Origin of the sequence: Iodobacter sp., assembly GCF_025352645.1 — a bacterium.
Classification (GTDB): domain Bacteria; phylum Pseudomonadota; class Gammaproteobacteria; order Burkholderiales; family Chitinibacteraceae; genus Iodobacter.
On record NZ_JANXSO010000124.1, the window covers coordinates 1 to 13643 of the forward strand.

Below are 13643 nucleotides of genomic sequence, written 5' to 3' on the forward strand. Positions count from 1 at the left end.
GGAATACGAACAAATGCTTGACCTGCCAGCGGGCTATGCACGTAGGAAACAAAGATACTTGCAAGCACAGAAGGAGGTAGCTGTTGAGCATTACCGCACGCATGGCCAATGCATTGCGAGCACCATTCACGCACTGGGCTATCCCTGTCGTAGCGTATTAAGCGATTGGATTGGCGAGGTATTTCCTGAGGCCAGAAAAAAGACACTTGGCGGTTTTAAGCAAATCAACTACCCCGATTCAATGAAGCAAGCTGGCGTCATGGCGCTGTGTGCTCGAAATGGGAGTGCACAGGCAATTGCCGAGAAATTAGGGATCTGCAGAGTGACGTTGTGCAACTGGAAAAATCAGTTACTCGGCAATGATGCCCCTACATCCATGAAACTCAGCAACAATTCTTCGCCAGATCAGGTGGAGGTAAAGCGTCAGATCGAAATGCTACAAAGCGAACTGCGACAGTTTCAACTCGAACGAGATCTCTTAAAAACCACTAATGAAGTACTGGAAAAAGGCTTGTGCGTTGATCCGAAGAAGCTGAGTAACCGAGAAAAAACACTGTTGGTTGAAGCCCATAAAGAGCAATACCCCCTGTCTGAGCTCTTTGGTCAGCTGGGGCTACCACGCAGCTCGTACTTCTACCATAAGGCTCGTTTGCAGGCTGACGACAAATATCTTGCGGTTCGAAAAACCATCAGTGATATCTTCGAGCAGAATTATCGTTGTTACGGCTATCGAAGATTGAAGGCTGTTTTGACTGAGCAAAACATCATTCTTTCCGAGAAAGTGGTGCAGCGCTTGATGAAACAAGAAGGATTGCTCGTTGCCAAACCGAAGCGGCAGCGCTATGGCTCATATTTAGGCGAAATTAGTCCCGCCCCCGAAAACCTAATCAATCGCAATTTCCAAGCGGCTGCGCCGAACGAGAAATGGCTGACTGATATCACTGAATTCCACATTCCAGCTGGCAAAGTGTACTTATCGCCCATCATCAATTGCTTTGATGGCTTAGTTATTAGCTGGAGCATTGGAACGCGCCCTAATGCAGATCTTGTCAATACGATGCTCGATACGGCCATCGAATCTGTTGATCAAAGCAAAGAACGGCCTATCGTCCACTCTGATCGCGGAGCGCATTACCGCTGGCCTGGTTGGCTATCAAGGATAAGCAATGCGAACTTGGTTCGATCAATGTCGCGCAAGGGATGCTCACCAGATAATGCAGCTTGCGAAGGTTTCTTCGGGCGCTTGAAAACGGAGTTATTTTATTATCGGGATTGGGCGGGAGTCACCATTGAGCAATTCATCCAGATAGTCGACACCTACATTCGATGGTATAACGAAAAGCGAATTAAGGTTTCCCTCGGTGCGCTTAGCCCGATTGAATACCGAAAGAGACTTGGGTTAATAACATAAAACCAGTCCAAGAATTTATCCGCAGCCCCGTCTTTGATGGGCTGACGATAGAGCGGGTAGAGATTAACTACACGGTCGGCGGTAAAGGCAGAAGCAAAGATAAATCAGGCGAGCTGATCATCCGCAACTTCTAATCTACCAAAAGCAAAGGGGCCGCTTGGCCCCTTTGCTGATAAACATGAAATTCTTTTTCAAATGATGGAAAATGCAGCCAACCCATTTATCGCGCACAATAGGCCTGATTTTTCGCGCCGCGCTTCAGTTAAATCTTAAACCACAGAGAAAACAGAGGCCCACAGAGGAAATAAAGCCCTGTTTTTTGCCTTTCTCTGTGTCCTCTGTGCTCTCCTTTTCCTCTGTGCTTCAAGGTTTAGTGCCATTTCATGCACAGTTCAGGCTCTATGTAACTTTATTTAGTTAGCGCACATGCCCCCCGCCCCGCTGGATTGGATGCGTGATTTAAGGGGAGCTTTAAGCCCTGCGCCACGAATAGCGATAAAAACTCAGGAGACTGGGTTTGGAAGCGCCTAAAAAACCCACAAAACAGCTAAATTTAATCCCTTTTTTTTCTGTGAAACGCCGTGCTCTCTGTGGTTCAATATTTAGGTTTTTACTGCGTAACATCAGTTAAATAATACTTTCGTGGGCTCAAAGACCCGACTAAAGTGCGGGGCTATTTTAGCCAACGCACTGGCTCACCCTTTCCGGAGTAGGTAGCCTTTTTTATCCGCATACTGGCTTACCTTGCTCGGAACATGGAGTCAACTTTATCATCGCCTACAATACTACCGTAAGGCATCAGCGATATAATCCCCCACCCTCACAGCACTAGAGCATTATGCACCTCGCCGTTCTCGCCAAAAATACGATTGCCGCATGGTTACTTCCACCTGGGCTTTTTTTACTACTTATCGCGATTGGGCTTGCGCTACTCTCCCGCAAGCCAAGACTGGGGAGGGGCATCATCACCAGTAGCTTGATTACACTCACCCTCTTATCAACACCTATCGTTGCCAATGCATTACTTCGCCTCATCGAGCCGCCAGCGCTCACATCGATTCCAAAAGACATTGTTGCCCTTGTTTGCCTAGGTGGCGGCAAGCGTTTTGCAGCTTATGATCAAATTGAAGGCGAAACCATCAACAACGCCACACTTACGCGGCTGCGCTACACCGCCCAACTTGCAAAACAAAGCCAGTTGCCGGTCTTAGTGAGTGGCGGCAAACCACTTGGTGGCATCAGCGAAGCCGAGCTCATGGCAAAAATACTAGTCAATGAGTTCAATATCCCCGTGCGCTGGATTGAAAACGAATCCGTTGATACCCAAGAAAACGCCCAATTTAGCGCCCAGCTGCTACCCAAGGGTGCAAAAATATTGCTGGTTACCCAAGCTGTGCATATGCCGCGCGCAAAAATTGCGTTTGAATCGGTGGGATTAAACGTGGAAATAGCGCCGACTGATTATGCCAATCAAGAACCTTTTTCCATCTTATCCTTGTTGCCAAAATCAAACGCGCTCATCAATAGCAGCTTTGCCTTACACGAACTACTTGGCCTGCTCTGGTACAAACTTCGCCTTAACGCCTAGCATAATCTTAGCGTCCTTCCGCCCCACCCAATACTTCCCCAAGCCTTATGCCATAAGACTTCATACAAAGCCCCCCTCTTTTTTAATGGTGGGTGTTGCTTTTTGCATTTTTTGCTAAACATACAACAAAAAAGTAAATTATATGACATTGACCTTAAGTGCCAAAATTTACAAAAATGCGCTAAACACTCAGCATTTTTAATAAAATATGCAAATTAGCTAATTAATTGAAATTTTATATTAATAATTTTTTATTTTTGTGAAAAAATATTTATTGATGACTATCAACAAACGTACTTAATCCAACATACCAAACAAAATACTGAGGGTAGAATTCGCATCAACTTATCAAGACAAGAAATTTTTATCATGCATATCTCGATAGACCTAAACACCCTTTCCGAGTTTCTCTCACAAGTGATGGGGGAATCCGTAGAGATCGCGGTGCACGATATGACCGAACTTGAACGCTCCCTCTGCATCATTAAAAACCCAATTTCTGGCCGACAAATTGGTGCTCCAGCCACTGATTTTGCTCTGCGCTTACTGCATGAATGCCAGAGCAGTGCCCAAGCGCCATTTCGCACTAATTACCCAGGCAAAACCCATGACGGCCACCGCATGCGCAGCTCCAGCATGCTGTTACAAGATGCAGCGGGCCAGCCCCTTGCCATGCTCTGCATCAATCGCAACGACCATCACCTGCAGCACGCCGCCGAATTACTGCGTAATTATTTTCAACACGAGGAAAACAGCCCAAGCGAAGAATTACTCAGTCACTCAGTAGAACAATTAGGCGACGACATTATTAATCAAGCGCTAGCGAGCTACCCCATCGAAGCCAAACGCTTAAGCAGCACCGACAAAAAAACCATCGTGCAAACACTAGAGCAAAACGGGGTATTTCTGGTGAAAGGATTTATTGCAAAAACAGCTTCTTTACTCGCTATTTCAGAGCCCACGCTCTATCGCTATTTAAAAAACAATACCAACTAATAAAAAACCAAGCACTACACACACCAGCCACCGAATTTAAAACAATTATTTTTATCTCGAGAAAACATCATGTCCGACACAACACTCAACGATCTAGCGCTACCAAAGGGCAGCGCCTCCAGCTGGACCAAGCAAGACACGGTCTGGATGCTTGGCCTCTATGGCACTGCCGTAGGGGCGGGTACTTTATTTTTACCGATTAATGCGGGGATTGGTGGCCTGTGGCCTCTAATCATCATGGCGTTTTTAGCGCTTCCCATGACCTTTTTTGCCCACCGTGGCTTAAGCCGTTTTGTGCTTTCTGGCTCTACAAAAGAAGGCGATATTACTGAAGTGGTAGAAGAGCACTTTGGTAAAGGCGCAGGCAAGCTGATTACCTTGCTTTATTTCTTTGCTATTTACCCTATTTTGCTGGTTTATAGCGTCGCCATTACCAATACGGTGCTGTCTTTCCTTACCCACCAACTGCATATCGCGGTGGGAACAGATCTGGTTACACGCGGCATTTTTGCGCTGTGTTTAATTTTGGGATTAATGTCTATCGTGCGCTTGGGTGGTGACTTTATTGTTAAAGCCATGAGTGTATTAGTTTATCCCTTTGTATTTGCACTGATGATCTTGGCTATGTATCTGATTCCTAACTGGAATAGCTCAGTGATTGATCATGCAGGCAGTTTTACGGATGCAATTAGCAGCGCCGGTTTCTATAAAACGCTATGGCTTGCTATTCCGGTAATGGTGTTTTCGTTTAATCACTCACCAATTATTTCTTCCTTTGCTTTGGGGCAAAAGAAACTACACCCAGGCAAAGAAGATCAAATGGCATCAAAGATCTTACTGCGTAGCCACATTATGATGGTGCTATCGGTGATGTTCTTTGTATTTAGCTGTGTATTTAGCTTGGCACCTGCCGATTTAATCGCTGCTAAAACCCAAAATATTTCGATTCTTTCTTACCTTGCTAACCACTTTGATAATCCTGTTATTGCTTGGATGGCCCCTATCATTGCCTTTATTGCCATTACTAAGTCTTATTTAGGCCATTACCTTGGTGCAAAAGAAGGTCTGCACGGCTTGGTACATAAAGAATTACGTCAACGTGGCAAAAGTATTTCTAATACTAAGCTAGAACGTTACAGCTCAATCTTTATGCTGATTACCACTTGGCTGGTTGCCACCATTAACCCAAACATTCTGGGAATGATCGAAACACTGGGTGGCCCAATCATCGCCGTACTGTTGTTCCTGATGCCGATGTATGCCATTCAAAAAGTGCCTGCCATGCGTAAGTACTCTGGCGTAGCAAGCAATGCCTTTGTTGTTTTGATCGGTCTAATTGCTATCTCAGCCATCTTCTACAGCCTCTTTGCTTAAAACAAAACCATATGTAACACACAGCCTGCTTTCTATAGGCAGGCTGTTTTTACAAGGAATCTGTCATGTTTAGCACCCTAGATATTTATAAAATTGGCATTGGCCCATCCAGCTCGCACACCATTGGCCCGATGAAAGCGGGTCATCAATTTTTAGCTACATTAAAAGAAACAGGTCAATTTGGCGCGGTTAACAAAGTGATCGTTGATTGCTATGGCTCGCTATCTTTAACAGGCAAGGGCCACTGTACGGATCAAGCCATTATTCTGGGCTTGTCTGGCAACCTACCTGAAACCGTCGATTTAGATAGCGTAGCGGGCATCGTGCAGGATGTTGAGCAAAGCGGCACCATTTGCTTAGGCCGCACCCAACAGCGTGTTGCCTTTAAACTTGAATTTCAGAATAGTAATTTAGCCTTGCACGAAAACGGCATGACCATACGTGCTTTCATCGGCGAAACATGCTGCCTCAGCAAAACCTATTACTCGATTGGCGGCGGTTTTATCGTCGATGAAGAACACTTTAATGTAGGTAGTTGCAATGATCAGCCCGTGCCTTATCACTTTTTAAGTGCCGATGATTTGCTAGGAATGTGCGAAGAAAGTGGCTTATCCATTTCAGCCCTCGTGCTCGAAAACGAAAAAGCATTCCACGACCAACAAGATATTCATAGCCATTTCGCTAAAGTCTGGAAGGTCATGCAAAGCAGTATCGAGCGCGGTATGAAAACCGAAGGCAACCTACCCGGCCCCATGCGCATCCCACGCCGTGCCCCTGCCCTGCATCATTTATTGACTAGCTCACTGGATATTGCAAAAGATCCGCTCAATGTCATGGATTGGGTCAATATGTATGCCATGGCTATGTCAGAAGAAAACGCCGCAGGTGGGCGAGTGATTACTGCGCCTACCAACGGCGCTTGTGGCATCGTTCCGGCCGTCATGTCTTACTACAATCACTTTATTCAGCCCCTTAATGAAGACAGCGCGCTGCGCTTTTTCTTGGCATCTGGTGCGATTGGTTGCCTGTATAAGCTTAACGCCTCTATATCAGGCGCTGAAGTGGGCTGCCAAGGTGAGGTAGGCGTGGCATGCTCTATGGCTGCAGCTGGGCTAGCAGAGCTAATGGGGGGCAGCCCTACACAGGTATGCATGGCGGCAGAAATTGCGATGGAGCACAATCTAGGCCTGACTTGTGACCCTGTGGGCGGCCAAGTACAAATTCCTTGCATTGAGCGCAATGCGATCGGCGCAGTTAAAGCCATCAATGCCGCCAGAATGGCCATGCACCGCAGCAGCACGCCCAAGGTGTCTTTAGATAAAGTTATTGCCGCTATGTACGCCACAGGCAAAGACATGGATGCCAAATACCGTGAAACATCCTGCGGCGGACTCGCCCTGTTGATTACGGCTCCCGCGGTAAAAACCATCGTATTTAAAGATAAAACCCCTGCGTAATTGAATTAATTCCGCCATAAAAAAGCCCCGCCAAATCAATGAACGGGGCTTTTTTATGGGCTATCGATTTATAACAAAATCGATAAGCACTCGCTAAATTGATTACTCAACTTTTGCTTTAGCGCGTAATTCTTCAACCATTTTTTGCACACGTTGACCTTGCAGCTCACGTGTCAATTCTGGTTTAACTTCTTCAAATGAAGGGCCCTTAGCTTCACGTTGATCATCTAATTTGATGATGTGGTAGCCAAATTGAGTCTTCACTGGATCAGAAATCTTACCCTTAGGCAATTTAGCCAGCGCTTCGCCAAATTCTTTCACGTAGTTAGCTGGTGTAGACCAGCCCAAATCGCCACCATTTACAGCGCTACCCTTGTCTGCAGATTTTGCCTTAGCAATATCTTCAAACTTCTTACCTTTTTTCAGGTCAGCCAGAACAGCCTTCGCTTCTTCTTCGGTTTTAACCAGAATATGGCGTGCTTTGTATTCCTTGCCGCTGAAATTCACTTTGATTTTATCGTATTCTTTCTTAAGATCTGCATCGCTTACTGGGTTTGCTTTTGCGTAATCATTCACATAAGCGCCAACCAGAATTTGTTGCTTTGCCATATCAAGACGTTGCTGTACTTCTGGGCTTTTTTCCACGCCTTTCTTTTGTGCTTCTTGGAACAATACTTCGTTGCGGATCAATTCTTCCTTGATGCGTGCACGCAGTTCTGGGCTATCTTTTTGACCACGTTCTGCCACTTGCTTTAGGAAGAAATCAACCTTGCTATCAGGAATAGCAACGCCGTTAACGGTCGCTACATTGGCAGCAGTTGCTGCAAATGTAGCTGACAAAAAGCAAGCAGTTAAAGCAAGAGCAATACGATTCGGTTGACGCATGTGTTCAGTCCTTTGTTCTCAAGTCAGTAAAGCTTCGATAGATTTTACAACTCGTCCGGCGTCAGTGTTTTTTTAATACTGAGCGCATGGATTGGATGTGGGATTAAATCTGCAAATAAAGCCATCACCATACGATGACGCGCCAAAGTATTTTTACCTGCAAACGCTGAAGAAACGATGGTTAAATCAAAATGCCCACCGCCAGCCACGCTTCCTGCGTGCCCCGCATGTGCGGCACTATCATCGTAAACATCAACGTATTCCGGCTTCAATACAGCAAGGCGTAAGTGTATTTCTTCGCTAATCATTTGGCTAGGGTAAAACATGAAGAAAGGGCTTTGCAATGATATTTGCATAAACCCCTGCTTTTACATAAGGATCATTGTCAGCCCACGCCTGCGCAGCTTGCTGTGTATCAAATTCAGCAACAATCAAACTACCTGTAAAACCAGCAGGGCCGGGGTCAACGGCATCAATAGCAGGAAAAGGCCCCGCCAACACTAAGCGACCTGCCGCTTTCAGCTCTTCTAACCTAGCCAAATGCGCCGGACGGCTTAGCGAGCGCGCTACAGCCACATCTGGATGCATTTCAGCAATCATGGCGTAAAGCATTAGGACTCTTCCTTTTTTGTTGCTGCATCATCGGTAAGATACCGTGAAAGCACAAAGGCTTGCAGTAGTACAAATACCAGTGTCAGCGCCAATGTACCAAACATTTTAAATTTCACCCACAAATCTTCAGGGAAATTAAAGGCAACAAAGAGATTAAGTATGCCCATACTCACAAAAAACAAGACCCACGCCAAATTAACCCGATCCCAAAGCTTGGCAGGGAGCGTCATTTGCTGGCCCATGAGGTTTTGCATCAGGTTTTTTCCGCGAATATAGCGGGAGCCAAACAAAATAACGGCAAAGACCCAATACAAGACAGTGGGTTTCCACAGAATAAACATTTTGTTATGCAATAACAGCGTTGCCCCACCCAAAACGGTAATCAAACCAAAGCTTAGCCATAGCATTGCATCAACATGGCGATGCTTAAACCAAGACCAAGCCACCTGCGCTGTCGTCGTTGCAATAGCAACCCCAGTAGCAGCGTAAATGCTCTTAGTAATTGAGTAGGTAACAAAAAACAGGATAACGGAGAAGAGATCAAAAAGGGCTTTCATCAGTATCGTCGCAATATAGATGCCGCATTATGCTGACCCATTTTTACGAAAACAAGTAAATGCAGACAAAAAAAGCGCCGCGACAGTGCGCGGCGCAAAATTACCACTGGAGATACACGAAGCATCAGCTCGCGTGAAAGCCATTTTGGCGCAAACGAGCATTTAGCGTATTGATATGGATCAATCGCCGCATAAGCACCGTAGATTAAACAATCCGCACAAAAAAAAGCTGCTTAATATTATTTTTTAAATTTAATATGAGGGGATAAATCGAGATAAAACGATAGTGAAATAAGAATACATCACTAAAAAGGGGAAGGTGGCGAGCCTAACCCTCGGCACTAGCATCAAAAGCTGTGGCTGCTTCCTTCCGGACCTGACCAAGTTAACCTTCTAGCTATGCGAGGAGACCCGCCGTCGAACATTGGGGCGCACTATAGCACAGCAAAACAAAAACGCCAAGCCAAGTGCGCTAAAAAGCTACTCTGTGCGATCGCCCATGATCGGCAACAAAAATAACGCGACCAGCTCAGCCCGATCCAAATGCTTAGCCTGCACGTAATAGAGCTTAGCTAAGGCGGCCTCAGGCGTCATATCTGCGCCATCTAACACCCCCATCGCGGCCAAACTGCCGCTTACGGCGTAGCGCCCCATTTTTACCCGCCCTATTAAACAAGGCGTGCAATTTACCACCAAGCTTTTTTCCGCCAAAGCAGATAAAGCCGCCATTAAAGCGGGCGGGCTGCCCGCATTACCCGCACCAAAGGTTTCTAGCACCACACCATCCAAGCCTTGCAAAGAGGCTGCCAGCCATTCTGCACTAAAACCTGGGGCAAGTTTGGCGGTAACCACTTTTGCCGTATCGGCAACGCATTGCAAGCGAAACACCCCAAGTGCTGGTGGCAAACTCGCTGCCACGCCTAACATTTGCCAGCGCCCTTCTGACCACTCCCCCAGTACAGGGTAATTGGGAGATGCAAATGCAGCCATGCCATCACAATCAATCTTTCTGACTCGATTACCGCGCAGGCACAAACCAGCAAAGACCACGGCCACCTCGCAAAAATCAGGCATAGCCGCCAAGGCCAAGGCGGCAGCGACATGCTCTAGTGCATCTGTACCTGGCTCACACCAAGGAATCTGCGAGCCCGTCACCACTACCGGTTTGCCTAGGTTTTCTAGCATATAAGACAGCGCTGCAGCGGTATACGCCATAGTATCTGTGCCATGCAGCAGCACAAAGCCATCGTAATCCTCATAATCTGCAGCAATATCGGCAGCGATGCGATTCCATAACGCGGGGGTCATTTCGCTAGAATCTAGCAAAGGGGTGTACTCCAACACTGATAAACCAGGATAGCGTTCTTGCAGTTGATTCTGTAAGTAATTAGGCGCTGGCGCATAGCCTTCTTCGCTTGGCAGCATACCAATTGTGCCACCTGTGTAAATAACGCGAATTTTCCGCATCAGTGTGTTCCTGTGTTAAGTGTTAGAATCAAACTTTAGTGAAACAAAACCGGACTCATTACGATGTCGATCGTCGATAATAAAAAGGCCTTTCACGACTTCTTTATTGAAGAACGTTTTGAAGCAGGCCTTATGCTAGAAGGCTGGGAAGTTAAAGCGATTCGTGCTGGGCGCGTACAACTCAAAGAATCCTATGTGGTGTATCTACGTGGCGATTTTTGGCTAATGGGGGCGCATATCTCCCCGCTCACTAGTGCATCGAGCCACGTTTTAGCTGAGCCAACACGCTTACGTAAATTATTACTTAATCAACGTGAAATCGAAAAACTATCGATTAAAGTTGAGCGCGCAGGGTACACCGTGGCCGCGCTTAATATGCATTTTAAGAATGGCTTTATTAAGCTTGATATTGGTTTAGCCAAGGGTAAAAAGCAGCACGATAAACGCAACACAGAGAAAGACCGCGAATGGGTGCGCGAAAAAGCGCAAATTGTTCGTGCCAACAACAAGTACTCCTGAGCCACCAACGTGGCCATCTCAGGAAAAAAGGGCAGCCGCAGCGCTGCCCTTTTTCATGTTTACGGCTTTTTCACTGCTCGCACACGAACCATCCCATCCTGTAATGCCAGCCTTGCCTACTCAATCTTAACAAGCTTTTGCAGATACTCAGAAAACTCTGCCAAGGGGGCTAAACTATTAGCCACTGGCAGCGATCAATGTTTTTTCTTCCTGAGTAGAGCAATTTAATCTATCGAACAAAGCCACCTAAAGTGCCTAGATAAATACTAAAAAACGAGCTTAGCATCAGGCCAAGGCGACATAAGCAAACTTTACCCTAAGGCGAGCAACCCGAACTAAAGACACACTACTCTTTACCGACTTGCTCACCAATCTGTCCTTCCTTGCCGGTTAAAAGATCTCTGATATTTTTTTGATGACGCCAAATCAGCAAAATTGAAATCACAACAACAGCCGCGAACTGTGCCATTGAAACCAGCCAAATCCACGCCAAAACCGGCGCCAATAATGCAGCCAATAGTGCGGCTAAAGAAGAAATTTTCAGCCCTTTAGCTACCACCAGCCAAACCAGCAAAGTCACTAAGCCAAGCCGCCAATCCAGCGCCAACAAAATACCTGCGGCCGTGGCCACGCCCTTACCGCCTTTAAAGCTAAAAAATACTGGCCACATATGCCCAACAGTGACCGCGATAGCAGCCCAAGCCACCACTTCTGGGCCTAGCCCAAGACGCATTGCCAACCACTGTGCCAAGGCAATCGCCAGCCAGCCCTTTAAGGCATCGCCCAATAAAGTGAGTGCGGCGGCCTTTTTATTACCACTTCTCAGCACATTTGTGGCGCCTGGATTTCCCGATCCATAGCTACGCGGATCGGCCAAGCCACTGGCTTTAGAGACAATCACGGCAAAAGAAAGCGAGCCAATTAGATAACTGACTAAAATTAGAATTAACGGTGTCATACCTAAATCCACTACAATCGTAAGCTTCCGATTTTAAGCTAAATGGCCGCTGCTGGGTTAAACCCAATCAAGTCACCCCATCATGGACATCATTTATCTACACACCGTGCGTGCAAGCACCCTTATTGGCTGGTACGACTGGGAACGCGTTGCGCCTCAGGTTGTTGAGCTCGATCTAGAAATTGGCATCCCTTCTGCAAGAGCCTGTGTATCCGACAATCTTGTCGATACCATTGATTACGATGCTGTGGTTAAACACATTCGCAAAGTACTCGAAGAGCGCCATTTTTTACTGCTTGAAGCTTTAGCCGAGCATATTGCCCAGCTTATTCTTCAAGACTTTGGCGCGCCCTGGGCTAAGGTCTCTGTTACCAAGCTGGGCATCTTGCATGAGGTAGGCCGAGTTGGCGTCACCATAGAGCGTGGCCACCGCGGCTAGAGCTCCGGCATCTACTGCGTTTATCTTCTGCTTGAACCTTAAGAAAAAACCATAAACATCGTAGGTGCGCTGTTGCTACACCCAATATAAAACGGGGTAGCAAGCAGCGCGCCTACCTTGTACCTATGGGCGTTGCAGCAGCGGCTTGTCTTAGCCGTTTTCGTAATATCAAAATATTATTGTTAATTCGACTGCATAACATCAAGTATTTAAAGTCAAATATGGCGTCAAACATTGCCAGCGTACAGGGGTAATGTTTTTAAAACTCGCCATCCACCACCTTTGCTTACAAGTCATTTTGCATTTTTTTTGCAAAAGACTTGAACTTGTTCGCCTCTACCCTCACTAATAGCTATGAATCTTTCACTGAAGGACTTGGCATGAGCCAATTTAGTCGTACTTTTATGGTTACCCTACTCACTGCATCTTTGTTTGCTAGCGGCATTGCTGAAGCAAAACGAGTAGGTGGTGGCCGCTCTAGCGGCATGCAGCGTAGTCAAACCACACGTCCGGCTGCGCCTCCTCCACAACGCAATGTGGCCCCTGCGCAACAACCTGCAGCCCCACAACCACAACGTAGCGGCATGGGCTCGATTCTTGGTGGCGTTGCTGCTGGTGCTTTAGGTGGCTACCTACTTGGTAACCTACTGAATTCTAATCACGCATCTGGCACCTCTGAATCTTCAGGTGGCGGCTTCCCTTGGGGCTTACTACTGCTATTAGGCGCGGGTGGATACTTTGTGATGCGCATGATGCGTAAGCGTAAAGAAGCGGCCAGCCCCGCCTTTGCTGGCATGGCAAGCTCAATGCCACAACAGGACAACAATCCGGCGCAAGATCGCGTATTCCGTATGGGCGATCAAGCAGCGAGCGCAGCTCCGGTTTCCGCAGCCATCACTCGCTTGCCTGATGGCACCGAGACTGCCGCATTTTTACGCCAAGCACGCGGCAGCTTTATGCATATGCAAACCTTGCACTCCCCTGAGCAAGTCAATGAAATGCGTAAATACCTCTCTCCAGAGCTGTTTAATGAATTAAGTAAAGACATCAGCGGCAATGAAGAGCCTGCAGAATTTCCAGAACTTAATGCCGAGTTAATTGATTGCGCCACAGAAGAAGGGCGAATGATTTCTAGCGTGCGTTTTTATGGCAAGGTCAGCGAATCATTGCATGCAGCGCCTGAATCGTTCCAAGAAATCTGGCATTTTGTACGCCCAATCAATGGCGATCCACGTTGGATGGTTGCTGGGATTCAACAACTATAAATTGCCTATTCATTAGCACCTTACAAAGGCCGACTCACCGTCGGTCTTTGTTTTGCTAAAGATAAGCTTAAACAGACTACTGATTTTTCACTTACACTGAGATTAATGAAAATAC

14 protein-coding genes and 1 other RNA gene are annotated in these 13643 nt (G+C 46.7%); 8 read left to right on the forward strand and 7 right to left on the reverse strand.

Annotation, left to right across the window (positions count from 1 at the left end; all coding sequences use genetic code 11):
• From Q0R17_RS13675 to Q0R17_RS13695, 5 genes are all read left to right on the forward strand, one after another.
• Positions 1 to 1411: IS3 family transposase (locus tag Q0R17_RS13675; protein ID WP_293935851.1), on the forward strand; the 1411-nt coding region annotated here is incomplete at its 5' end.
• Between the two features lie 838 nt (positions 1412 to 2249).
• Positions 2250 to 2999: a YdcF family protein gene (locus Q0R17_RS13680; protein ID WP_293935852.1), complete on the forward strand. Its 750-nt coding sequence runs from the start codon at positions 2250 to 2252 to the stop codon at positions 2997 to 2999.
• Positions 3000 to 3368: 369 nt separating this feature from the next.
• The gene (locus tag Q0R17_RS13685) at positions 3369 to 3995 is read left to right on the forward strand and encodes a transcriptional regulator (protein WP_293935853.1); all 627 of its coding nucleotides are present in this window, start codon (positions 3369 to 3371) and stop codon (positions 3993 to 3995) included.
• A 69-nt stretch (positions 3996 to 4064) separates the two neighbouring features.
• Positions 4065 to 5369, forward strand: a complete 1305-nt coding sequence (locus Q0R17_RS13690) for a serine/threonine transporter (RefSeq protein WP_293935854.1) — start codon at positions 4065 to 4067, stop codon at positions 5367 to 5369.
• 65 nt (positions 5370 to 5434) lie between these two features.
• Positions 5435 to 6826, forward strand: a complete 1392-nt coding sequence (locus Q0R17_RS13695) for an L-serine ammonia-lyase (RefSeq protein WP_293935855.1) — start codon at positions 5435 to 5437, stop codon at positions 6824 to 6826.
• Positions 6827 to 6928: 102 nt separating this feature from the next.
• Here Q0R17_RS13695 and Q0R17_RS13700 read toward each other — a convergent pair whose 3' ends face one another.
• From Q0R17_RS13700 to Q0R17_RS13725, 6 genes are all read right to left on the reverse strand, one after another.
• Positions 6929 to 7711 carry a peptidylprolyl isomerase gene (locus Q0R17_RS13700; RefSeq protein ID WP_293935856.1) on the reverse strand — a complete coding sequence of 261 codons (783 nt, stop codon included), beginning with the start codon at positions 7709 to 7711 and terminating at the stop codon, positions 6929 to 6931.
• A 44-nt stretch (positions 7712 to 7755) separates the two neighbouring features.
• Positions 7756 to 8037: a BolA family transcriptional regulator gene (locus Q0R17_RS13705; protein ID WP_293935857.1), complete on the reverse strand. Its 282-nt coding sequence runs from the start codon at positions 8035 to 8037 to the stop codon at positions 7756 to 7758.
• Entirely contained in the window at positions 8024 to 8323 is a 300-nt protein-coding gene (locus Q0R17_RS13710; RefSeq protein ID WP_293935858.1) for a YciI family protein, read from the reverse strand. Before Q0R17_RS13710 ends, Q0R17_RS13705 begins: the two co-directional genes overlap by 14 nt.
• Complete coding sequence (locus tag Q0R17_RS13715) at positions 8323 to 8880, reverse strand: septation protein A (RefSeq protein ID WP_293935859.1); 558 nt, start codon at positions 8878 to 8880, stop codon at positions 8323 to 8325. The genes Q0R17_RS13710 and Q0R17_RS13715 overlap by 1 nt, the downstream gene beginning before the upstream one ends.
• Positions 8881 to 9198: 318 nt before the next feature.
• An RNA gene (ffs, locus tag Q0R17_RS13720) (signal recognition particle sRNA small type) lies at positions 9199 to 9296 on the reverse strand.
• A gap of 64 nt (positions 9297 to 9360) precedes the next feature.
• Positions 9361 to 10347: an asparaginase domain-containing protein gene (locus tag Q0R17_RS13725; protein WP_293935860.1), complete on the reverse strand. Its 987-nt coding sequence runs from the start codon at positions 10345 to 10347 to the stop codon at positions 9361 to 9363.
• 63 nt (positions 10348 to 10410) lie between these two features.
• Here Q0R17_RS13725 and smpB point away from each other — a divergent pair, with 63 nt between their 5' ends.
• Positions 10411 to 10866, forward strand: a complete 456-nt coding sequence (gene smpB, locus Q0R17_RS13730) for an SsrA-binding protein SmpB (protein WP_130107483.1) — start codon at positions 10411 to 10413, stop codon at positions 10864 to 10866.
• 346 nt (positions 10867 to 11212) lie between these two features.
• On the opposite strand, the gene plsY is transcribed toward smpB, so the two are convergent.
• The gene (gene plsY, locus Q0R17_RS13735; protein ID WP_293935861.1) at positions 11213 to 11824 is read right to left on the reverse strand and encodes a glycerol-3-phosphate 1-O-acyltransferase PlsY; all 612 of its coding nucleotides are present in this window, start codon (positions 11822 to 11824) and stop codon (positions 11213 to 11215) included.
• A gap of 82 nt (positions 11825 to 11906) precedes the next feature.
• Between plsY and Q0R17_RS13740 the strand changes: the two genes are divergently transcribed.
• Complete coding sequence (locus Q0R17_RS13740; protein ID WP_293935862.1) at positions 11907 to 12263, forward strand: dihydroneopterin aldolase; 357 nt, start codon at positions 11907 to 11909, stop codon at positions 12261 to 12263.
• Positions 12264 to 12643: 380 nt separating this feature from the next.
• Complete coding sequence (locus tag Q0R17_RS13745) at positions 12644 to 13528, forward strand: Tim44 domain-containing protein (protein ID WP_293935863.1); 885 nt, start codon at positions 12644 to 12646, stop codon at positions 13526 to 13528.
• The last annotated feature ends 115 nt before the right edge of the window (positions 13529 to 13643 follow it).

Coding starts and splice junctions, on each gene's coding strand:
- Q0R17_RS13680 (WP_293935852.1), top strand. CDS start 2,250: ATGCACCTCGCCGTTCTCGCCAAAAATACGATTGCCGCATGGTTACTT.
- Q0R17_RS13710 (WP_293935858.1), bottom strand. CDS start 8,323: ATGCTTTACGCCATGATTGCTGAAATGCATCCAGATGTGGCTGTAGCG.
- Q0R17_RS13695 (WP_293935855.1), top strand. CDS start 5,435: ATGTTTAGCACCCTAGATATTTATAAAATTGGCATTGGCCCATCCAGC.
- Q0R17_RS13705 (WP_293935857.1), bottom strand. CDS start 8,037: ATGTTTTACCCTAGCCAAATGATTAGCGAAGAAATACACTTACGCCTT.
- Q0R17_RS13740 (WP_293935862.1), top strand. CDS start 11,907: ATGGACATCATTTATCTACACACCGTGCGTGCAAGCACCCTTATTGGC.
- plsY (WP_293935861.1), bottom strand. CDS start 11,824: ATGACACCGTTAATTCTAATTTTAGTCAGTTATCTAATTGGCTCGCTT.
- Q0R17_RS13715 (WP_293935859.1), bottom strand. CDS start 8,880: ATGAAAGCCCTTTTTGATCTCTTCTCCGTTATCCTGTTTTTTGTTACC.
- Q0R17_RS13700 (WP_293935856.1), bottom strand. CDS start 7,711: ATGCGTCAACCGAATCGTATTGCTCTTGCTTTAACTGCTTGCTTTTTG.
- Q0R17_RS13745 (WP_293935863.1), top strand. CDS start 12,644: ATGAGCCAATTTAGTCGTACTTTTATGGTTACCCTACTCACTGCATCT.
- smpB (WP_130107483.1), top strand. CDS start 10,411: ATGTCGATCGTCGATAATAAAAAGGCCTTTCACGACTTCTTTATTGAA.
- Q0R17_RS13690 (WP_293935854.1), top strand. CDS start 4,065: ATGTCCGACACAACACTCAACGATCTAGCGCTACCAAAGGGCAGCGCC.
- Q0R17_RS13685 (WP_293935853.1), top strand. CDS start 3,369: ATGCATATCTCGATAGACCTAAACACCCTTTCCGAGTTTCTCTCACAA.
- Q0R17_RS13725 (WP_293935860.1), bottom strand. CDS start 10,347: ATGCGGAAAATTCGCGTTATTTACACAGGTGGCACAATTGGTATGCTG.